General features: G+C 66.9%; 18 protein-coding genes, 1 pseudogene and 1 riboswitch. Of the genes and pseudogenes, 10 read left to right on the plus strand and 9 right to left on the minus strand.

Annotated features, from left to right (window positions below):
* Positions 1–81 precede the first annotated feature (81 nt).
* From C6A82_RS06145 to C6A82_RS06170, 6 genes are read left to right on the plus strand one after another with little or no spacing between them, the layout of a single operon-like run.
* Positions 82–2,907 (plus strand): ATP-binding protein, encoded by a 2,826-nt coding sequence (locus tag C6A82_RS06145; protein ID WP_105346751.1) that lies wholly within the window; start codon positions 82–84, stop codon positions 2,905–2,907.
* Positions 2,904–3,320: a roadblock/LC7 domain-containing protein gene (locus C6A82_RS06150; protein ID WP_105346753.1), complete on the plus strand. Its 417-nt coding sequence runs from the start codon at positions 2,904–2,906 to the stop codon at positions 3,318–3,320. Before C6A82_RS06145 ends, C6A82_RS06150 begins: the two co-directional genes overlap by 4 nt.
* 7 nt (positions 3,321–3,327) lie before the next feature.
* Positions 3,328–3,702, plus strand: coding sequence for a DUF742 domain-containing protein (locus C6A82_RS06155; protein ID WP_105346755.1), 375 nt, complete (start codon positions 3,328–3,330; stop codon positions 3,700–3,702).
* The gene (locus C6A82_RS06160) at positions 3,683–4,276 is read left to right on the plus strand and encodes an ATP/GTP-binding protein (RefSeq protein WP_105346757.1); all 594 of its coding nucleotides are present in this window, start codon (positions 3,683–3,685) and stop codon (positions 4,274–4,276) included. The genes C6A82_RS06155 and C6A82_RS06160 overlap by 20 nt, the downstream gene beginning before the upstream one ends.
* 4 nt (positions 4,277–4,280) lie before the next feature.
* Positions 4,281–4,844 carry a pentapeptide repeat-containing protein gene (locus C6A82_RS06165; protein ID WP_105346759.1) on the plus strand — a complete coding sequence of 188 codons (564 nt, stop codon included), beginning with the start codon at positions 4,281–4,283 and terminating at the stop codon, positions 4,842–4,844.
* Positions 4,837–5,193, plus strand: coding sequence for a nuclear transport factor 2 family protein (locus C6A82_RS06170; protein WP_199193851.1), 357 nt, complete (start codon positions 4,837–4,839; stop codon positions 5,191–5,193). Before C6A82_RS06165 ends, C6A82_RS06170 begins: the two co-directional genes overlap by 8 nt.
* A gap of 36 nt (positions 5,194–5,229) precedes the next feature.
* On the opposite strand, the gene C6A82_RS06175 is transcribed toward C6A82_RS06170, so the two are convergent.
* Complete coding sequence (locus C6A82_RS06175; protein ID WP_105346761.1) at positions 5,230–7,845, minus strand: FHA domain-containing protein; 2,616 nt, start codon at positions 7,843–7,845, stop codon at positions 5,230–5,232.
* 59 nt (positions 7,846–7,904) lie between these two features.
* A complete protein-coding gene (locus C6A82_RS06180; protein ID WP_105346763.1) occupies positions 7,905–9,101 on the minus strand; it encodes an NADH:flavin oxidoreductase in 1,197 nt (398 codons plus the stop codon).
* A 28-nt stretch (positions 9,102–9,129) separates the two neighbouring features.
* Between C6A82_RS06180 and C6A82_RS06185 the strand changes: the two genes are divergently transcribed.
* Positions 9,130–9,981, plus strand: coding sequence for a bifunctional methylenetetrahydrofolate dehydrogenase/methenyltetrahydrofolate cyclohydrolase (locus C6A82_RS06185; RefSeq protein WP_199193852.1), 852 nt, complete (start codon positions 9,130–9,132; stop codon positions 9,979–9,981).
* A complete protein-coding gene (locus tag C6A82_RS06190; RefSeq protein ID WP_105346765.1) occupies positions 9,978–10,271 on the plus strand; it encodes a DUF3017 domain-containing protein in 294 nt (97 codons plus the stop codon). Before C6A82_RS06185 ends, C6A82_RS06190 begins: the two co-directional genes overlap by 4 nt.
* A 70-nt stretch (positions 10,272–10,341) precedes the next feature.
* Here C6A82_RS06190 and C6A82_RS06195 read toward each other — a convergent pair whose 3' ends face one another.
* From C6A82_RS06195 to C6A82_RS06215, 5 genes are all read right to left on the minus strand, one after another.
* Complete coding sequence (locus C6A82_RS06195) at positions 10,342–10,986, minus strand: zeta toxin family protein (protein WP_105346767.1); 645 nt, start codon at positions 10,984–10,986, stop codon at positions 10,342–10,344.
* 10 nt (positions 10,987–10,996) lie between these two features.
* A complete protein-coding gene (locus C6A82_RS06200) occupies positions 10,997–11,350 on the minus strand; it encodes a type II toxin-antitoxin system Phd/YefM family antitoxin (RefSeq protein WP_105346785.1) in 354 nt (117 codons plus the stop codon).
* A gap of 128 nt (positions 11,351–11,478) precedes the next feature.
* On the minus strand, positions 11,479–12,210 hold the full coding sequence (locus C6A82_RS06205) for a class I SAM-dependent methyltransferase (RefSeq protein WP_105346768.1): 732 nt from the start codon (positions 12,208–12,210) through the stop codon (positions 11,479–11,481).
* Positions 12,207–13,328, minus strand: a complete 1,122-nt coding sequence (locus tag C6A82_RS06210; RefSeq protein WP_105346770.1) for a homoserine O-acetyltransferase — start codon at positions 13,326–13,328, stop codon at positions 12,207–12,209. The genes C6A82_RS06205 and C6A82_RS06210 overlap by 4 nt, the downstream gene beginning before the upstream one ends.
* A gap of 23 nt (positions 13,329–13,351) precedes the next feature.
* The gene (locus C6A82_RS06215; RefSeq protein ID WP_105346772.1) at positions 13,352–14,698 is read right to left on the minus strand and encodes a bifunctional o-acetylhomoserine/o-acetylserine sulfhydrylase; all 1,347 of its coding nucleotides are present in this window, start codon (positions 14,696–14,698) and stop codon (positions 13,352–13,354) included.
* A gap of 45 nt (positions 14,699–14,743) precedes the next feature.
* Positions 14,744–14,879: riboswitch (SAM riboswitch) on the minus strand.
* Between the two features lie 185 nt (positions 14,880–15,064).
* Here C6A82_RS06215 and C6A82_RS06220 point away from each other — a divergent pair.
* Positions 15,065–17,326, plus strand: coding sequence for an NADP-dependent isocitrate dehydrogenase (locus C6A82_RS06220; protein WP_105346774.1), 2,262 nt, complete (start codon positions 15,065–15,067; stop codon positions 17,324–17,326).
* On the opposite strand, the gene C6A82_RS06225 is transcribed toward C6A82_RS06220, so the two are convergent.
* Positions 17,323–18,144 (minus strand): alpha/beta fold hydrolase, encoded by an 822-nt coding sequence (locus C6A82_RS06225; RefSeq protein WP_105346776.1) that lies wholly within the window; start codon positions 18,142–18,144, stop codon positions 17,323–17,325. The genes C6A82_RS06220 and C6A82_RS06225 overlap by 4 nt on opposite strands.
* 467 nt (positions 18,145–18,611) lie before the next feature.
* Positions 18,612–19,231: pseudogene (locus C6A82_RS06230) on the minus strand (TIGR03086 family metal-binding protein).
* Positions 19,232–19,282: 51 nt separating this feature from the next.
* Here C6A82_RS06230 and C6A82_RS06235 point away from each other — a divergent pair.
* Positions 19,283–19,717 carry a MarR family winged helix-turn-helix transcriptional regulator gene (locus C6A82_RS06235; RefSeq protein ID WP_105346778.1) on the plus strand — a complete coding sequence of 145 codons (435 nt, stop codon included), beginning with the start codon at positions 19,283–19,285 and terminating at the stop codon, positions 19,715–19,717.
* Positions 19,718–19,722 lie beyond the last annotated feature (5 nt).

A 19,722-nucleotide genomic window follows, 5' to 3' on the forward strand; every position in this document is an offset into this window, starting at 1 on the left:
GGCAAAATCAGCAGGAAGCGTCATGAACCTCGCTCAAATTGCAGAAGACGGACTAGTGGCAGGTAGTGCGGTGGTGCAGCAATGACCTCGTTCACGCAGCAAGAGCTGGTGGATGGACTGGTCGACGACGACGCCCGCAGCGCCGCATCGGTCAAACGGCCCTCCCGGTGGTCGCTGAAGAATTGGCCGGTCCGGTGGAAGGTGTTCGCGATCGTTCTGGTGCCGCTGATCCTGGCTGGGACCTTCGGCGGACTGCGCGTCTATTCGAACGCTATTGAGGCTCGTGATCTGCGGGGCGCCGCCGATCGCGCCGAAATGGTGCCCGCAATCGTTAGCTACATGGATGCGCTCAACGCTGCGATGCTCGCCGTGCCCGGTGGCGACACCGAGACGGCGATGAGCGCCTTCGAGTCCAGCCGCGCCGAGCTGCAGCGCCGCCTCGGCGACACGCCTGGTTTGTCACCGGACCTCCAGAAGGGCGTCAAGAGCCTGCTCGACGGCGGCCAGGCGCAGGTGAACAAGATCGCCGGCTCCAACAACGGCTCCCTCATCGACCGCGTCACCACCTACGTACCGATCCTGCTGACCGCAGAGGACGCCATCACCGGACTGGTCCGGGTCGAAGACCAACGCATCCTCGCCGAAGCACAGGGCATCGCCCGCGCTGTCGGGTCCCGCGGGCAGATGATGATGGAGCAGCTGGTCGTCAACGGCGGCGCCGAACTGCCCGATCCCGAGCTGCGCAGCCGGTTGGTCACATTGGCGGGTACCGAGCCGTCGACGCTGTTCGGCATGAGCCAGGTACTGGGCATCGGCTCGCCGGAGGCCAAGGAGTTGCAGCGCGAGTACGTCCAGCGCACATCACTGCTGTCCGATCCCAGCGCGCCGATCGTCGGCAACTCCGAGCTGCTCCGATCCCTGCAGACCACCGATCAGATCGCCGCGCAGTTGATCGATTCGACGGTGCCCGCGATGACCGGTGCCGTCGCCGATCAGGCGTCTGCCGTCCGCACCGAGGCCGTCCGCGACTCGGCCATCGTGGTCGGCGCCATCCTGCTCGCACTGCTGCTCGTCACGCTGGTGGCCCGCTCGCTGGTGCGACCGCTGCGCACGCTGCGCGACAGCGCGCTGCGGGTCGCCCACGACGACCTCTCCCGCGAGATCGACCGCGTGCGTTCCGGTAAGGAGCCCGCGCCGGTCGATCCGATCCCGGTGCACACCACCGAGGAGATCGGCCAGGTCGCCCATGCCGTCGACGAACTGCACGAGCAGGCCATCTTCCTGGCCGGGGAGCAGAGCCGACTGCAGCTGCAGGTCGGCGACATGTTCGAAACGCTGTCGCGGCGCAGCCGCAGCCTGGTCGACCAGCAGCTCAAGCTCATCGACCGGCTGGAGCGCAACGAGGAGGATCCCGAACGGCTGGAGAGCTTGTTCCGGCTCGACCACCTCGCCGCCAGGATGCGCCGAAACGGCGCCAACCTGTTGGTCCTCGCCGGCGCCAAGGTGCCGCGCGAACAAGCCGACGCCGTGCCCGTCGCCGCGCTCGTCAACGCCGCCGCATCCGAGGTCGAGGACTACGCCCGCGTTGTCACCGCGACCGTGCCCGACAGTGAGATCGTCGGATCGATTGCAGGCGACGTCGTGCACCTTCTCGCCGAACTCCTCGACAACGCGCTGCGCTACTCGCCGCCGATCTCGCAGGTGCGGGTGTCGGCGGTGCACACAGGAAACGGCGGGCTGGTCATCGAAGTCAGCGACATCGGGCTCGGGATGACCGAATCCGATCTGCGGGTCGCCAACACCCGTCTGCAGTCCGGCGGTGAGGTGACTCCGTATACGGCCCGCCACATGGGTCTGTTCGTGGTCGGCAGGCTGGCCCAACAGCACGGGCTCGTGGTTCGTCTGCGGAGCACCGTTGCGGGCGAACCGAATTCGGGTACCACCGCGGGCGTGTACGTGCCGTCCGAGCTGATCGTGCGGTCCGGAGTCAGCGAGCAGATCGACACCGGCGCATCCGAAGTACCTGCCGACGCGCAAGCGGGGGTTGTCGCCGCGTTGTCCTTCGACGACGCCGACGTCTACCAGGACTACCACGACGAGGCCGGCGTCGAGGAGCTCAACGGGCACTCTGAGGCGCCGGTGACCCTGCTGCCGCGGCGCAGCCCTGGAGCAAGTGGCATCTCCGGCGGCCAGGTCTCCGACGACCTACCGCTCGAGTCGGAGCCCGCGTTCGAGACGGAGCCCGATGTCGACGCGGAATACGAAGCGGAATCCGAAGTCGAGTACGACCTCGCACCCGAGCCCGACTATGCGCCTGAGCCGTGGGGGGAGCCGGCCGAAGAGCAGCCGCGGCAGGCACCGGTCGACACGTCGGCGTTCTTCGCGTCACGCGCGCAGGCATCGACGAACGGTGTGCACGATCGCGAGGCCGCGCCCGAGCCGGAGCGCGAGGACGCCTCGGCGTCGGCGGGCTCCGACGACGCGATCTACCAGAAGATGCTCTCGGAGTGGCTCGTCGACCCCACTGAGGCCCTGGCCAACAGCAGCGCCCTGAATTGGGAGTCCGTCTGGGATCACGGCTGGTCGGCCGCCGAGGCCGCCGACGATGTGCCGGTTTCCTCGCACACCGAGCAGGGGCTGCCCGTCCGCGATCCCGGCGCACGGCTGGTTCCCGGCGCGGTGGCGGCGCCACGCCATGGCGCCAACGGCGGCTACGCCAACGGCGGAGCGCATCGCAGCCACGACGACGATGACGAGGTAGAGTCGGCGGCCGAATTCAGTACCGGCGCGCACGCGATACCGGTACGCGACCCTGAGGCTGTTCGCGCGAGCATGAGCAGCCACTTCGGCGGTGTACACGCCGCCCGGTCGCACGCCAAGCAGACCAGAGGAACCGATAACGAATGACCTATCCGCCACGTTCGACGCAGCGCGATTCGCTCGACTGGCTGGTGTCGAAGTTCGCCCGCGAAGTGTCCGGTGTCACCCACGCGATTCTGGTTTCCGCGGACGGCCTTCTGATGGCGGCCAGCGAGCACATGCCGATCGAACGCGCCGACCAACTCGCCGCGGTGGCGTCGGGCCTTGCCAGTTTGTCCACCGGTGCGTCGCAGCTCTTCAACGGCGGCTACGTACTTCAGTCGGTCGTCGAAATGGAGAACGGATACCTGCTGTTGATGCGCGTCGGTGACGGCTCCAACCTTGCGACGCTGGCCACAACGGGCTGCGACATCGGTCAGATCGGCTATGAGATGGCGATGCTCGTGGAGCGCGTGGGCAGCGTCGTCCAGTCGTCGCGACGAACACACCAGCACTCGTGAGTCGCCGATGGACGAACCTGAGTCTTTCGCCTCTGACAGCCAGCCGAGCCTGGTACGGCCGTACACGCTGACGGCTGGGCGGACGGACTCGCGTGTCAGCCTTCCGCTGGAAGCCCCGATCGAGGCCCTCGTCGCTGACAAGGCGCCGCGGTGGCCGGGAAACGATGTGCGGGCGCAGATTTGCGGGATGTGCGGTAGCAGCCCGTCGGTCGCCGAGATCGCGGCCGGGCTATCGTTGCCCATCGGGGTGGCCCGCGTGCTGATCGGCGATCTCGTGGCCGCGGGGCATCTGCGGGTGCGCACCACCTTGACCGAAGGCTCCAGCGTCGACGAACGGCGTGACCTGATAGGAAGGACCCTCCGTGGCTTACGAGCACTCTGAGGGTCATCGCGCCGACTCCGGTAAGGCGTCGACCAAGATCGTCATCTCCGGCGGCTTCGGCGTCGGCAAGACCACCTTCGTCGGCGCGGTTTCGGAGATCATGCCGCTGCGCACCGAGGCGCTGGTGACCAATGCCTCTGCGGGGCTGGACGGGCTGGACGCGACGCCCGACAAGCGGACCACGACGGTGGCGATGGACTTCGGCCGCATCACCCTCGATGCAGACCTTGTGCTGTATCTGTTCGGCACCCCCGGCCAGCGGCGCTTCTGGTTCATGTGGGACGACCTCGTGCGCGGCGCGATCGGCGCGATCATCCTGGTGGACTGCCGCCGACTGCAGGACAGTTTCGCGGCGGTGGACTTCTTCGAGGCCCGTAACATGCCGTTCCTGATCGCCGTCAATGAATTCGACGACGCGCCAAGGCATCCGCCGCAGGAAGTGCGCAACGCGTTAGCGCTGTCCGACGGCATTCCGATCATCACGGTCGACGCGAGGGACCGCCACTCCTCGACGGCCGCGCTGATCGCTGTCACCGAGTACGCGCTCAACGTCCTTCCGTCGGTGCCCGGCTGAGCACGTGTCGGACACCGAAACCGTTTGGACGGAGCGGGAGTTCATCACCCACGATTTTCGCGATGACGACCTGACGCGGCTGCGGACCGAACGTGTCGTATTCACCGACTGCGACTTCAGCGGCGTCGACCTGGGGGAGTCCGAACATGTGGGGTCGGCGTTTCGCAACTGCACCTTCCGCAGGACAACTTTGTGGCACAGCGTGTTTCGGCATTGCAGCATGCTCGGGTCCGTTTTCACCGAGTGCCGGCTGCGGCCGGTGACGTTCGAGGAGGTCGACTTCACGCTTGCGGTCCTCGGCGACGCCGATCTGCGGGGCGTTGACCTGTCGGAGTGCAGGCTCAGCGAGACGAGCCTGGTGAAAGCGGACCTCCGCAAAGCGGTGCTTCGCCGCGCGGATCTGCGTGGCGCCCGCACACAGGACACCCGACTGGAGGAGGCCGACCTGCGCGGCGCGCGGGTCGATCCGACATTGTGGACCACCGCCGCTCTGCGTGGTGCGCGCATCGACATCGAACAGGGGCTCGCCTTCGCCGCCGCGCACGGGCTGGATGTGCACGGTGAGTGACGCGCGAACAACTGTCGAACGTTGGGTCGAGCGGTTCAACGCCGGTGATGCCGAGGGCATTTCGGCTCTCTACGCCGAGGATGCCGTCAACCATCAGATCGCGCTCGAACCGGTGGTCGGCAGGCGGGCGATCGAGGAGTTCCATCACGAGACGTTCGCCGGTGGTCCGCTCACCTGTCAGCCGATCAACCTTGTCGTCGACGGCGAGTGGGCGGCGCTGGAGTGGATCGACCCGGACGGCTTCCGCGGGTGCGGGTTCTTCCAGGTGCGCGACGGCCTGATCCACCACCAGCGCGGCTACTGGGACAGTGCGCAGTTGCGCGACGCCCATCCCGACATGCACGCCTAGCTGGGGGCACCACGACGGGTGCGTAGGCTCCGCACGCTATCCGGAATTGAGGCGGATCTTCCAGCGGACGAAGCTCAGGTAGCCGATGCAGATGCATCCGAGCATGGCCATGTTGAACCACCAGGTGCCAGCCTGGTGCTTCCAATGCGAGTCCTGTGGAGTCAGCGGGCCCGGCACCAGCCTGATCAGGTCGATGGTCGACGCGGTGCTGGCGAATCCCCACCGTGCAGGCGTGAACCATGACAGCTGGTCGAGCCCGATGCGGCCGGTCACCGGGATCATGCCGCCCTGGAAGACCAGCTGCGACATGATCGCGATCACCAGCAGCGGCATGATCTGCTCGCTCGACTTGGCCATCGCCGACAGCGCAAGGCCGACCATCGCCGCGGCCACACAGCAGGCCGCCATGTCCACGAACAACTCAATGCTTCGGTTGGGGATCACCGCGCCGCTGGTGACCGCTCCCGGGCCCCACTTCTTTCCCCAGATGTTGATGGCGGTGACGATGCTCGACTGCAGAATCGCGAACGCCGCGAAGACGATGACCTTCGCCAAAAGGTATGCGGTAGTGGACAATCCGACGGCCTGCTCGCGCAGGAAGATGGCGCGCTCGCCGATCAGGGCGCGGATCGTCAGTGCGGTGCCCATGAAGATCGCGCCGACGTTGAGCAACACCAGGATCTGGCCGGGCTCGTTCGGCGCCGCGCCGCCCTGGATCGCGGGAACCGGCACGCCGAAGCCGACGTCGCCGGGCACCGACAACGACAGCACGCCCATGATGAACGGCAGCAACGCCAGGAAGATGAAGTACCCGCGATCGGAGACGATCAGCCTCATCTGCCGACGAGAAATCGTCGAGAATTGCCGTCGCACACTGGTTTTCGTCGGCTTGCCCAGGTCGCCGGGGGTTTGCGCGGGTGGCTGCGGCGGCGTCGGCCCGGTCTGGGCGATGTACCGCTGCCAGGCGGCGTCGGGGTCGCGCGCGACACCGCTGAAGATGTCGGCCCAGTTCGTGGTGCCCATCGCCGCACCGATCTGGCTTGGCGGCCCGCAGAACGCCGTCTTGCCGCCGGGTGCCAGCAGCAGTACCTGGTCGCAGACGTCGAGGTAGGACAGCGAGTGCGTGACGACCAGCACCACGCGGCCTGCGTCGGCCAGCTGGCGCAGCATCGTCATTACCTGGCGGTCCAGCGCCGGGTCGAGACCGGACGTCGGCTCGTCGAGAATCAGCAGCGACGGACCTGTCAGCAGCTCCATCGCCACCGACGCGCGCTTGCGCTGTCCGCCGGACAGCTTGTCGACGCGGGTCTTGCGGTGCTGCGTCATCTCGAGTTCTTCGAGCACCTGCGCGACGACCCGTTCGCGGTCTTCCTTGTTGGTGTCGGGCGGCAGGCGCAACTCGGCCGCGAACATCAGTGCCTGCTCGACGGTCAGTTGGCCGTGCACGACGTCGTCCTGGGGCACCATGCCGATCCGAGAGCGCAGCGATGCGTACTCGGCGTGGATGTCGTGACCCTCGAAGGCCACGGTCCCCTCCGTCGGATGGGTGTAGCCGGCGACCAGCCGCGCGAAGGTCGACTTGCCCGCGCCCGACGGTCCGATGACAGCGGTCAGGGTGCCGGGCCTCGCGGTCAGCGAGATGTTGTTCAGCAGCGTCTTGTTGCCCTCGATGGTCCACGTGACGCCGTGCACGTCGAGGCCGCCGGTGCCGGTGGCCGCGCTGGTCTCGGTGCGGCGGACCAGCGTGCCGCCGCGGAATTGCAGGTCGACGTTGCCGATGGTGACGGTGTCGCCGTCGTGCAGGATCGCGCTGTCGACGCGCGAGCCGTTGACGAAGGTGCCGTTGATACTGCGGTTGTCGCGGATCTCCGCGCCGCCCTGGCCGTTCGGGATCAGGGTCGCGTGATGGCGTGATGCCAGCACGTCGTTGATCACGATGTCGTTGTCGGTGTTGCGGCCGATCTTGACCGAGCCCGCGGGCGCGTCGGCCGGACGGCCCGGTCGCAGGATCTTCAGCATGCTCGTCGCGAGGTTGCCCTCGCTCGAGCGTGGCGCCGCCGTCGGGCCCATCGCCGTCACCGACTCCAGCGCCGGTTGCGACAGTCCTGGTTGGGCCGCGGGTTGCCCCACGGCGGTCGGCACGCGGGCGGGGTGCGGCTGCGAGCCGGTGTAGCCGGACTGCGGGCCGCTCGGGTACCGCGGCGGCTGGGTGGACGGGTAACCCTGCTGAGGGCCTGACTGGTAGGCCTGCGGGCGCAATGTGGGCGGCTGCTGGCTCGGCCAGCTGCCGCTGGACCGGTTCGCGATCGGGATCGCCGACGTCGGCGGCCTGCCCGCGGCCTGCTGGCTGCCGACGTCGAAGGTCAGCTCGGGGCCGTCGGGGTTGCCGATGTTGACGTGCAGGCCGTCATGGATGTCGGCGGTCGGCACCCGGCGTCCGTTGACGAACATTCCGTTGAGGCTGCCGTTGTCGATGGCTATCCATCGGCCTTGATCGAACCGCAAGACGAGGTGTGCGCGGGAGATCAGGGGGTGTGCGATGCGGACGTCGGCGCGCAGATCGCGGCCGATGACGACATCATTTCCAGCGGCGAAGGTGCGTGCTGATCCGTCGTGCGCAACGGTCAGCGCGGGCGGGGCTGGTCGGCTCATCGCGACCAACTCTATAGGTAACCCTTCGATCTGCGGCGACTGTTAGGGACGTGGCCTCCTCAGCCCGGGGACCCGGTGACCACGCAGTGGGTGTGGGTGTAGATGGTTGCCATGCACTTGTTGCAGTGGGTGCAGGCCGACCGCACCGAACGGTTGTCGCCGTCGGCCTCGATGCGGTTGATCAGGTCCGGTTCGGCCAGCAGCGCCCGGCCCATCGCGACGAAGTCGAACCCCTCTGCCATCGCCAGGTCCATGGTCTCGCGGTTGGTGATGCCGCCGAGGAGGATGAGTGGCATCGTCAGCTCCGCCCGGAACTTCTTGGCGTCCCGCAGTAGGAACGCCTCGCGGTACGGGTACTCCCGCAGGAACTTCTTGCCGGTCATCCGGATGCCCCACCGCAGCGGCGGCTTGAAAGCGCCTGCGAACTCTTTGACCGGAGCATCTCCGCGGAACAGGTACATCGGGTTGACCAGCGAGCTGCCCGCGGTGAGTTCGAGGGCGTCCAGGCCGCCGTCCTCCTCCAGCCACTTCGCGGTCTGCAACGACTCGTCCACCGTGATTCCGCCACGGACACCGTCTGTCATGGTCAGCTTCGCGGTGACCGCGATCGGCGTGCCTTCCTTCTCCACCGCCCGGCGCACGGCCGTCACGATGCCGCGGGCGACCTTCGCGCGGTTGGCCAGCGAGCCGCCGAACTCGTCGTCGCGCCGGTTGATCAGCGGGCTCAGGAAGGAACTGGCGAAATAGTTGTGACCCAAATGGATTTCGACGGCGTCGAACCCTGCGTCGATGGCGAATGTGGCCGCCTTGGCGTGGGCGTCGATGATGTCGCGGATATCGTCGGCGCTCGCCTTCTTCGCGAAGCGCATCGAGAGCGGGTTGAAGAACCGCACAGGAGCGTAGGCCTTCGCCTTCGTGGTGCGGGCATTGGCCACCGGACCGGCATGACCGATCTGTGCGCTGATCGCGGCGCCTTCAGCGTGGATCGCTTCGGTCAGCTTGCGCAGGCCGGGGATGGCCTCGGGGCGCCACCAGAGCACGTTGCCTTCTGTGCGTCCGCCCTTCGACACGGCCAGGTAGGCGACGGTCGTCATGCCGACTCCGCCCGCGGCGGGCAGGCGGTGGTAGGTGATCAGGTCGTCGGTGACAAGCGCGTTCGGCGTCGCCCCCTCGAACGTCGCCGCTTTGATGATGCGGTTACGCAGGGTCACCGGGCCGAGCTTGGCCGGGGTGAACACATTGGCTGCAGTGTTCATAGGAGGTGAGCATGCCAGACTGGCTGCCGTGGGTGCGATCACATTGGACGGTAAGGCCACGCGGGACGAAATCTTCGTCGACTTGAAGGAGCGGGTGGCGGCCCTGACCGCCGCGGGGCGCACGCCAGGGCTTGGCACGGTGCTGGTCGGCGACGACCCCGGCTCGCGGGCCTATGTGCGCGGTAAGCACGCCGACTGCGCGAAGGTCGGCATCAACTCGATCCGCCGCGATCTGCCCGCCGACATCAGCCAGGCCAAGCTCGACGAGACCATCGACGAGCTGAACGCCAACCCCGAATGCACCGGTTACATCATCCAGCTGCCGCTGCCAAAGCACCTCAACGAGAACGCCGCGCTCGAGCGCCTCGACCCGGGCAAGGACGCCGACGGCCTGCACCCGATGAACCTCGGCAGGCTGGTGCTCAACGAGCCCGCACCGCTGCCCTGCACGCCCCGCGGCATCGTGCACCTGCTGCGGCGGTACGAAGTGGAGATCGCCGGCGCCCAGGTCGCGGTGATCGGCAGGGGAGTCACGGTCGGCAGGCCGCTCGGCCTGCTGCTGACTCGGCGGTCCGAGAATGCCACGGTGACGTTGTGCCACACCGCAACTCGACATCTGCCACAGTTGACGCGCGATGCCGACATCGTCATCGCCGCGGCGGGCGTGCCGCACATGGTGACCGCGGAGATGGTGAAGCCGGGCGCGGCGGTCGTCGATGTCGGTGTCAGCCGCGACGACGACGGCAAGCTGGTCGGTGACGTCGGACCCGACGTGTGGGACGTGGCGGGACACGTATCGCCGAATCCCGGCGGCGTCGGTCTGCTGACCCGCGCCTTCCTACTGGCCAACGTGGTCGAACTGGCCGAACCGTCGAGGTGACCGCTAAGGAGTTCGCCCGCAAGGTCGTTCGCGGGCAGTGGCCGATCTTGGTGGTGGGTCTGTTCTTTGTGGCCGCCTTCGGATTGGTGATCGCGGGGTACTGGCGGCGCGGAGCCCTGGTGCTGGGCATCGGCGTCGCGGTCGCGGCCGCACTGCGTATTGCGCTCACCGACGATCGGGCGGGGCTGCTCGTGGTGCGAACAAAGGGCATCGACTTCGTCACCACCGCCACGGTCAGCGCGGTCGTGCTCTACATCGCCGCGACGATCGATCCGCTGGGCACCAGCTAGAAAACCTTCGACGACGCCGACGCCGAGCGGCTCCGCGCGGCGCTGGCCCGCTGGTTCGGCGAGAAGTAGCTCAACTCATCTTCAGGGCGGCTGCGACGATCGGCTTGGCCCACTGCGGGGTTGCGGACAGGTCGGCGGGCCCCGCGATCTCACCGTCGACAAGGTGCAACACCAGCGTCGGCTCCGGACCGGTCCCGGCGGCGGGGTCGGCGTCCGCGGAGTTGTCGTAGACCCGTAACTCGGTCAGCGCGGGCAGCAGTTGGATGAGGTTCTGCCTGCTGTGCCGCCAGCGACGCCGGATGGCCGTCTCCGGAATGTCGTGACCGCCCCGGCTCACCCGATGAGCCACCCGCGCGATGTGTTCGTCTGCGCTGGCCAACCCGACGTAGAAGATGCGGACCTCGAAACCCTGTGAAGCCGCATCGTGAAGGAGTCGCGTCATGGTCGAGCCGCCCAACGTCGTCTCGAATGCGAAGTCGAGGCGTTCGCGAATCGCCTTTTCCAGCAGCCGCTTTCCCTGCCGCCAGGCCGCGGCGTTGGCCTTGGTCTTGTCGAGGCCGGGGTTCGCGGCTATCAGGGCCGCCGCGGCTTCGTCGGGGTTGAAGTAATTCGCACCGGCCGCGCGCAGCATGGCCCCGCCGATGCTGCTCTTGCCTGCGCCGTTGACGCCGGCGAGCACATAAATTCGCGGAGCCGCCTCGGCTTTGCGGGCCATCCGCTTTCAGTCAGCGGCGCGGCCGGCGGGCGGCCGACACCGCAGCGCGGCCCAACTCCTTGGGTGTGGCGTCGAAAGCGGCGGCCATCGCCGACTTCGAGGCCGTGGTCTGCATCCCGGCCAGGAGTTCGTCGAACTCGTCGGTCAGTTCGTCGAGCATCGGAGAGCCGGCCTTGGTCAGCGCTTCGAACTCGGCGTAGGACAGCAGCACGGCCTTGGGGGTGTTGTGCTTGGTGATCGCCACCGCGCCGCCGAGCGCAGCCTGCTCGAAGATCGCGCCGAACTCGTTCTTGAATCGCGTGGCAGCCACGGTGGGTACGTCGACCAACTCGCCGTCGCTATTGCGATAGCTCAGCGTTTTCAGGTTCCCGGTCATAGAACCAGAATAGCCGAAATAGACGATTCGGACATTATGGCCATATTGTGCCGACGCCAAATCGACGAAATGGCGCGTTCTTCTCGCACTTCTGCGCCCGTTTGTCGGTTTGGGCGTCAGGGGAGGGTGGCCCGGATGCTCACTGTGATGTAGGGCAGCGCGAGCCCGTTTGTGTTGGCGAGCGCGGGGTGCGTCGATAGTAGCTCGCGCACCCGTTCCAGTGTCTGGGTGCGGACGTCCGCAGGCGAGGTGATGCAGTAGCTGCGCGAGGCGACCAGGTCGATGAGGGCCTGCGGCGTCAGGTAACTCGTCCACTCCTGATGGTGGCGAGTCACGTCGGAGAACGGCTCGGCCAGCGTGACCTCGTGGCTGAACGGGTCGTCCTCGTGGCCGATGATCCGGCCCAGATCCTTGACCCAGCCCATCCGCTCGTCGCGGGTGTTCCAGATCAGCCCGAGACGGCCGCCGGGCCGCAGCACGCGCGCGACCTCTTTGACCGCGCGTTCCGGATCGAACCAGTGCCACGCCTGCGCGACCAGCACGGCGTCCACGCTGTCGTCGGGCAGCGGAATCTCCTCGGCGGTGCCGAGCAGCGCAGGCGTGGCGGGTAGCGAGTTGCTCAACAGCTCGAGCATTTCCGGGATGGGGTCGACGGCCACCACGTCGAGTCCCCGCTCGACGAGCCGGGTGGTCAGCTTTCCTGTGCCCGCGCCGAGGTCGAGTACGTCACGGGCGTTGCGCGGGAGCAGCCAGTCGATGGCCTCCGGCGGATAGGACGGCCTGCCGCGCTCGTAGGCTGCGGCCTCGGCACCGAACGACAGGGAACGCTGCTGCCTCGATCGGGTCACCTGGATGCCAGCTCCAATGTCTCTCGGATCAGGACGCCGACCGCATCCGACTCGACAAGGAACCCGTCGTGGCCGTAGCTCGAGTCGACAACCTTCAACTCCGCACAACCCGGGAGCAGCTCGGCTAATTCCTCCTGCAGACGAATCGGGTACAACCGGTCGGAAGTGATGCCTCCGACGACCACCGGCACGTGGCAGTTGCCGAGCGCCGCGCGGATGCCGCCACGGCCGCGGCCGACGTCATGGCTGGACAGCGACTCGGTCAGCGCCACGTAGGTGCCCGCATCAAACCTGCTCAGCAGCTTGTGACCCTGGTACTCGAGGTAGCTCTGCACTGCGTACCGGCCGCCGGTGGCGGGATCCTCGTCGCCCTGGCCGGCATTGCCGAAGCGCTCGTCCAGCTCGACCTCGCCGCGGTAGGTCAGGTGCGCGAACCGGCGGGCGATCTCCATGCCGACGTCCGGTGAGCGGCCGGTGCCGTAATAGTCGCCCCGGTTCCAGTTCGGGTCGGCTTTGATCGCCGCGACCTGGCTGCACTGGGTGCCGATCTGGTCGGCGGTCGCCCGCGCTCCGACCGCCAGCACCAGTGCCGCCCGAACCCTGTCGGGGTAGCCGATCATCCACTCGAGCGCCCGCGCACCGCCCATCGAGCCGCCGACGACCGCCGCCACCTCGGTGATGCCGAGCGCCGCGAGCGCGGCGACATCGGCCTGCACCTGATCACGAATCGAAACAAGCGGAAATCGTGAGCCCCATGGCTTTCCGTCGCGGGCGAGCGAGCTCGGACCGGTCGAGCCGCGGCAGCCGCCCAGCACGTTGGTGGCCACCGCGCACCACCGGTCCGTGTCGACCGGCGCGCCTGGTCCGGCCACGCCGTCCCACCAGCCGGCCGTGGGATGGCCAGGGCCTGCGGGGCCGGTGATGTGCGAGTCGCCGGTCAGCGCGTGCAACACCACCACCACGTTGTCCCGGTTGGGGGACAACTCGCCCCACCGCTGCACGGCGATGGACACGTCGTCGATGACGGCGCCGCTCTCGAGCGTCAGCGAACCGATGTCGACGATCGCGACCTCGCCCTCGGCGGGCAGCGCGTCAGTGGGCACATCAAAGATTGTCACGTCATGAACCTCTAGACCGTCTTCTAGAACGCCGAGACCGTTGCCGGGTCGGTGTCTGCGGCGGCATGGAACGGCTTTGCCGCGGCGAACCCCTGCTCGAGGTCGGCGATGATGTCGTCGATTCCTTCGATGCCGACCGCCAGGCGCACCAAGCCCGGGGTGACGCCGGTGGCCAGCTGCTCTTCGGGGGTCAGCTGCGAATGGGTGGTCGATGCGGGATGGATGACCAGCGAGCGCACGTCGCCGATGTTGGCGACGTGGCTGTGCAGCGTCAGCGCGTTGACGAACGCCTTGCCTGCGTCGATGCCGCCGGCCAACTCGAAGGCCAGCACCGCACCCGTGCCCTTGGGCGCCAGCTTCTTGCCCAGTTCGTACCACCGCGAGGTCGGCAGACCCGCGTAGTTCACCGACACCACGTCGGGATGCGCGTCGAGGAACTCCGCTACCCGCTGGGCGTTGGCCACGTGGCGCTCGACGCGCAGGCTCAGCGTTTCCAGGCCCTGCGCGATGAGGAAGGCGTTGAACGGCGCCGCCGCCGAGCCCATGTCGCGCAGCAGTTGCACCCGCGCCTTGAGGGCGAAGGCGGGCGGGCCCAGCTCCGCGAACACCACCCCGTGGTAGCTCGGGTCGGGTGTGGTGAAGCCGGGGAAGCGGCCGTTGGTCCAGTCGAATGTGCCGCCGTCGACGATCACGCCTGCTATCGCCGCGCCGTGGCCGCCCAGATATTTGGTGGCCGAGTGCACGACGATGTCTGCGCCGTGGGCTAGCGGCTGGATCAGGTACGGGGTCGCGACGGTGTTGTCGACGATGAGCGGCACCCCGGCCTCGTGTGCGACCGCCGCCACGTTGGGGATGTCGAGGATGTCGTTCTGCGGGTTGGAGATGGTCTCGCCGAAGAACGCCTTGGTGTTCGGCGCCACGGCCGCCCGCCACGAATCCAGATCGTCGGGGTCTTCGACGAAGCTCACCTCGATGCCCAGCTTCGGCAGCGTGTAGTGGAACAGGTTGTAGGTGCCACCGTAGAGCCGCGGGCTGGACACGATGTGGTCGCCGGCGTTGGCGAGATTGAGGATCGCGAACGTCTCGGCGGCCTGGCCCGAGGCGAGGAACAGCGCCGCGACCCCACCTTCGAGGGCGGCGATGCGCTGCTCGACGACGTCTTGGGTCGGGTTCATGATCCGGGTGTAGATGTTGCCGGGCTCCGCGAGGCCGAAGAGCGCCGCGGCGTGCTCGGTGTTGTTGAAGGTGTACGACGTGGTCTGGTAGATCGGGAGCGCCCGTGCGTTGGTGGCGACATCGGGCGTCTGGCCGGCGTGGACCTGCTTGGTCTCGAACGACCAGTTGGCCGTCGGATCTTCTGGCGTGCTCATAGGAAAATGGACCTCCGTCTGTTCTCTGGGGGTCCGTTATCAGCGGACCCGCGCTTGCCGTGTAGCTGTCTGCTGTGAAATGTCCCAGCAGCTACTCAACCTGGTCATCACCCGGGGCACCCCACCGCGGTTGGAGGGTTGCCGGCCAGCAAGCCGGGGCTTGACGCTGGCGCTCATGACCGACCAGAAGCGTATCGCATGCCAGGTCATGGCTGCCACCAGGTGATCACGACAAGTGAGATTCTGACCTGGGTCGGGGGCTCCGGGCATGGGGCAAAAGCCCCCATCTTCGACAAGACGTAGGCACGCGTAGTTTCGTAACCGACGCGATACTGGTAGCCGACACGACAGGCCGGGAGAGATCACATGAGCGACGACAAGCCAACGATCATCTACACCTTGACGGACGAGGCGCCGCTGTTGGCGACGTATACCTTCCTCCCGATCATCCGCACCTTCACCGAGCCGGCCGGAATCAACGTCGAAAGCACCGACATCTCAGTTGCCGCGCGCATCTTGGCGGAGTTCCCCGACCGCCTGACCGATGAGCAGAAGGTGCCCGACAACCTCGGCCGACTGGGTGAGCTCACCCAGGACCCGGCCACCAACATCATCAAGCTGCCGAACATCAGCGCCTCGGTGCCGCAGCTGCTGGCCGCCATCAAGGAGTTGAAGGGCAAGGGCTACGACCTGCCTGACTACCCCGGCGACCCGAAGAACGACGAGGAGAAGGAGATCAAGGAGCGCTACGCCAAGATCCTTGGCAGCGCAGTCAACCCCGTCCTGCGCGAAGGCAATTCAGACCGTCGCGCGCCCAAGGCGGTCAAGGAGTTCGCCAGGAAGCATCCGCACAGCATGGGCGAGTGGTCGCAGGCGTCGCGCACCCACGTCGCGACGATGAAGGGCGGCGACTTCTACGCCGGCGAGAAGTCGATGACCCTCGACAAGGCGCGCAAGGTCAAGATGGTCCTCAAGACGAAGGACGGCGAGACGATCGTCCTCAAGCCAGAGGTGGCGCTCGACGAGGGCGACATCATCGACAGCCACTTCATGAGCAAGAAAGCGCTGTGCGAGTTCTACGAGAAGCAGATCGAGGACGCCTACAAGACCGGCGTGATGTTCTCGCTGCACGTCAAGGCGACGATGATGAAGGTCAGCCACCCCATCGTGTTCGGCCACTGCGTGAAGGTCTTCTACAAGGACGCGTTCGCCAAGCACCAGAAGGTGCTCGATGAGCTCGGCGTCAACGTCAACAACGGCATGTCCGATCTGTACGACAAGATCGAGTCGCTGCCTGCCTCCCAGCGCGAGGAGATCGTTCAGGACATCCATGCCGTCCACGAGTACCGTCCCGAGCTGGCGATGGTCGACTCGGCCCGCGGCATCACGAACTTCCACTCGCCCAGCGATGTGATCGTCGACGCCTCGATGCCCGCGATGATCCGGCTCGGCGGCAAGATGTACGGCGCCGACGGCCGTACCAAGGACACCAAGGCGGTGAACCCCGAGTCGACGTTCTCGCGGATCTATCAGGAGATGATCAACTTCTGTAAGACCCACGGGCAGTTCGACCCGACCACGATGGGCACCGTGCCCAACGTCGGGCTGATGGCGCAGAAGGCCGAGGAGTACGGCTCGCACGACAAGACGTTCGAGATCCCCGCCGACGGCGTCGCCGACATCGTCGACATCGACAGCGGCGAAGTGCTGCTGAGCCAGAACGTCGAGACCGGCGACATCTGGCGCATGCCAATCGTCAAGGACCCGGCGATCCAGGACTGGGTCAAGCTGGCGGTCAATCGGGCGCGAGCGTCGGGTATGACCGCGTTGTTCTGGTTGGACACCGAACGACCGCACGAGGTCGAGCTGCGCAAGAAGGTGAAGGCCTACCTCGCGGACCACGACACCGAGGGCCTGCACATCCAGATCATGCCGCAGGTATGGGCGATGCGGTACACGCTGGAGCGGCTTGTCCGCGGGCAGGACACCATCGCCGTCACCGGCAATATTCTGCGCGACTACCTGACCGACCTGTTCCCGATCCTCGAGCTGGGCACGAGCGCCAAGATGCTGTCGATCGTGCCGCTGATGGCAGGCGGCGGCATGTACGAAACCGGCGCAGGCGGTTCGGCGCCCAAGCACGTTCACCAGTTGGTCGAGGAGAACCACCTGCGCTGGGATTCACTCGGCGAATTCCTCGCGCTCGGTGCGTGTTTCGAGGATCTGGGTAATAAGACCGGCAACAAGCGAGCCACGTTGTTGGGCACCACGATCGACTCGGCGATCGGCAAGCTGCTGGAGAACAACAAGGGCCCGTCGCGCAAGACGGGCGAGCTCGACAACCGCGGCAGCCAGTTCTATCTCGCGCTGTACTGGGCGCAGGAACTCGCCGAGCAGACAGAGGACAAGGAACTCGCCGACCATTTCACCGAGCTCGCCAAGGCGCTGGCCGACAACGAGGACGCGATCGTTTCGGAACTCGCTGAGGTACAGGGCGATTCGGTGGACATCGGCGGCTACTTCTACCCGGATCGGGAGAAGACCACCGCGGTGATGCGGCCGAGCAAGACCCTGAACGAGTCGCTGGAAAGCGTGACGAGTCAGCCCGTTACGAGCGAGCCCGTCTAGCCCGCCTTGGGCTGGGCGTACTCGTCGACGAATTCGGTGATGACGTCAGCGATGCGCTGCGGCGCCTCGTACATCGGCACGTGTCCGACGCCGTCGAGTGTCGTCACCTTGGTGTTCGACGGAAGCTGCTCGGTGAACAGGCGGGTGTAGCGGGGCGTCGGCAGCACCCGGTCCTTCTCGCAGATCACCAGATGCGTCGGCGTTCGCGTCTTCGCGAGCTCCAGGAGGCCGGGCAGCGTCAGCGATTTCACCAGCATCTGGTAGTACGCCGAGCAGTGTCCCGCGTCGTCGATGAGCTCGAGGACGTCCTCGTCGGAGAGGCTGTCGGCGCTCGCGGAGACCGCGGGGTAGGCGAGCTGGCGCGCGAACGGGAACTTGGCTGCGCGCTTGCCGAGCAGCCGGCACGCGGCTAACACCGGCGCCGCGGCGAGGAACTTGCCGACGATCTCGAATTTCGCGGGGGTGAAGTGGTTCCACCCGCCCGCTGGCGCTATCCCGGTGAGCGTGCGGGCGCGGCCCCGCCGCTCCAGCTCGAAGGACACCCAGCCGCCGAGCGAGTTGCCGACGAGGTGCGCGGTGCTCCAGCCGAGCGCGTCCATTCGGCGCTCGATGTCGTCGGCCAGCGTGGCGGTGTCCAGCAGGAAGTGGCCGCGCGCACCGCCGTTGTGGCCCACCATCGTCGGCGCGTAAACCTCGTAGTGGCCGGTGTCAGCTATCAGGGGTGCGACGCGTTTCCACACGTTCTGGGACAGAATGAACGGATGCAGCAACAGCATCGGTTCGCCGCTGCCGAGATGGATCGGATCGCGCTGCGTCATGGTGCCGACAGTAAAGGTGATACCGGCGGTATCGCAAGCTGGGCTGCTGACCGGCCGCCTCGCGCAACATGACTCACATCTGTCACCGGCGGGAACCACGGGGCTCTCCTAACCCGTCATCAATATGACGAACACGCCGGATGACGAGTCACCGTCATCAAATGATGACGGCTTGCGCGATGAATGTGCGCCACAATTCGGGGCAGCTGGTGAAACTGAGGCCAGTCAACCGTGGTGGGCGACTGACCCCACCCTCGCTGCCAAGCGCGACGAGGTGAGCAAGTGGCTCGATGCACTGGAAGCCGAGCCGGAGCCCATCTCGGACGACTGGTATTCAGCGATCAGCCGTGAGATAAACAGCGGCTCGTGCCGGCGCGAACTGAGTCAGGCACGGCTAGATCTCAATCGCGCGCGGGTGCGCTACACGGATGCGATACGGGCAGCGCGGGCCGCCGGTTACTCGTGGATTAGAGTCGCTGAGCCCACCGCGGATCGCGGCCGAGATGGCGCAGATGCGCTCGAAATCGTCGTCGCCGACCGACTCGAGCGCAGGCCCGAACGGCGCCGCGGCCATGGTGCGAAAGTCGCCGTCGGGCACCGCGACGACCAACGGCAGCACTGCCTGCACCACAGCGGCGGGCAGTTCGTATGCGACACCCAATGCTGCCGCGACATCCCAGCCGTGCACGACGTAGTCCACGAAGTGGAACCCCATCGCCATCGCCGCGGGAAACACGGCGCCGTCGCCGAACTCCGGAAGCGCGAAAGACGCATCGGCTGTTCCGGCGGCGGCGAAGGCCTCGAGCACGTCGCGTGCCGCCTCGGAATAGGCGCCGCCGGGGTCGGCCCGCACCGCCTCGGTCACCGTCGCCACCTGCCAGATCTCCTGGTCGGCGCCCGAACCCCTCGCGGCGGCGGCGAACCCGCGGTGCTGCACGGTCATGTGGGCCAACAGGTCGAGAAGATCCCACTCCTCGCACGGTGTCGGCCGGTCGAACTGCGCCGGTTCGACGGAGTTCACGATGTCAATCGACTTCAGTACGGCGATGCGATGGAGCGGATCGAGTCCGGCTGTAATAGTAGGCATTAGCTGATAGTAAGCAAGCGCATACGATAGTGCAATGCCTATCATGCGACCATGGCTGCGAAGTCGTCACGGCGTCCCGACCTGGCTGCCATGCTTGCGCCGCTGGTTCGCGCCATGATCGCCGCCGAGGAACCGGTGCTCGAGGCCCACGGCCTGACGATGTGGGGCTACGTCGTCCTCTCGGCTCTCGACAGGTCGTCGATACGGACTCAGGCCGCGCTCGCCGCGGCCATCGGCGCCGACAAGACACGGATCATCCGCATCCTCGACGACCTTCAGGACGACGGCTACATCGAGCGTCGACCCGACCCCGATGACCGCCGGGCACGACTACTGGCGATCACCGACGCAGGCCGCCGCGTCAAAGACGCAGTACAGAACGAGATCCAGCGTGGCGAAGAGCGGTGGCTCGGCGAACTCAGCACCGACGAGCGCCGGACGTTCCTGCGCGTGCTCGAGCGGTTGGCCCGGCGCGAATGGGGATGACCCGG

Source organism: Mycobacterium sp. ITM-2016-00318, assembly GCF_002968285.2.
Lineage (GTDB): Bacteria > Actinomycetota > Actinomycetes > Mycobacteriales > Mycobacteriaceae > Mycobacterium.

Bases quoted from the DNA above. Each gene is read 5' to 3' on its own strand.
- C6A82_RS06225 (WP_105346776.1), bottom strand. From the start codon at position 18,144: ATGACGCAGCGCGATCCGATCCATCTCGGCAGCGGCGAACCGATGCTG.
- C6A82_RS06220 (WP_105346774.1), top strand. From the start codon at position 15,065: ATGAGCGACGACAAGCCAACGATCATCTACACCTTGACGGACGAGGCG.
- C6A82_RS06195 (WP_105346767.1), bottom strand. From the start codon at position 10,986: ATGGCCCGCAAAGCCGAGGCGGCTCCGCGAATTTATGTGCTCGCCGGC.
- C6A82_RS06235 (WP_105346778.1), top strand. From the start codon at position 19,283: ATGGCTGCGAAGTCGTCACGGCGTCCCGACCTGGCTGCCATGCTTGCG.
- C6A82_RS06175 (WP_105346761.1), bottom strand. From the start codon at position 7,845: ATGAGCCGACCAGCCCCGCCCGCGCTGACCGTTGCGCACGACGGATCA.
- C6A82_RS06145 (WP_105346751.1), top strand. From the start codon at position 82: ATGACCTCGTTCACGCAGCAAGAGCTGGTGGATGGACTGGTCGACGAC.
- C6A82_RS06215 (WP_105346772.1), bottom strand. From the start codon at position 14,698: ATGAGCACGCCAGAAGATCCGACGGCCAACTGGTCGTTCGAGACCAAG.
- C6A82_RS06180 (WP_105346763.1), bottom strand. From the start codon at position 9,101: ATGAACACTGCAGCCAATGTGTTCACCCCGGCCAAGCTCGGCCCGGTG.
- C6A82_RS06150 (WP_105346753.1), top strand. From the start codon at position 2,904: ATGACCTATCCGCCACGTTCGACGCAGCGCGATTCGCTCGACTGGCTG.
- C6A82_RS06155 (WP_105346755.1), top strand. From the start codon at position 3,328: ATGGACGAACCTGAGTCTTTCGCCTCTGACAGCCAGCCGAGCCTGGTA.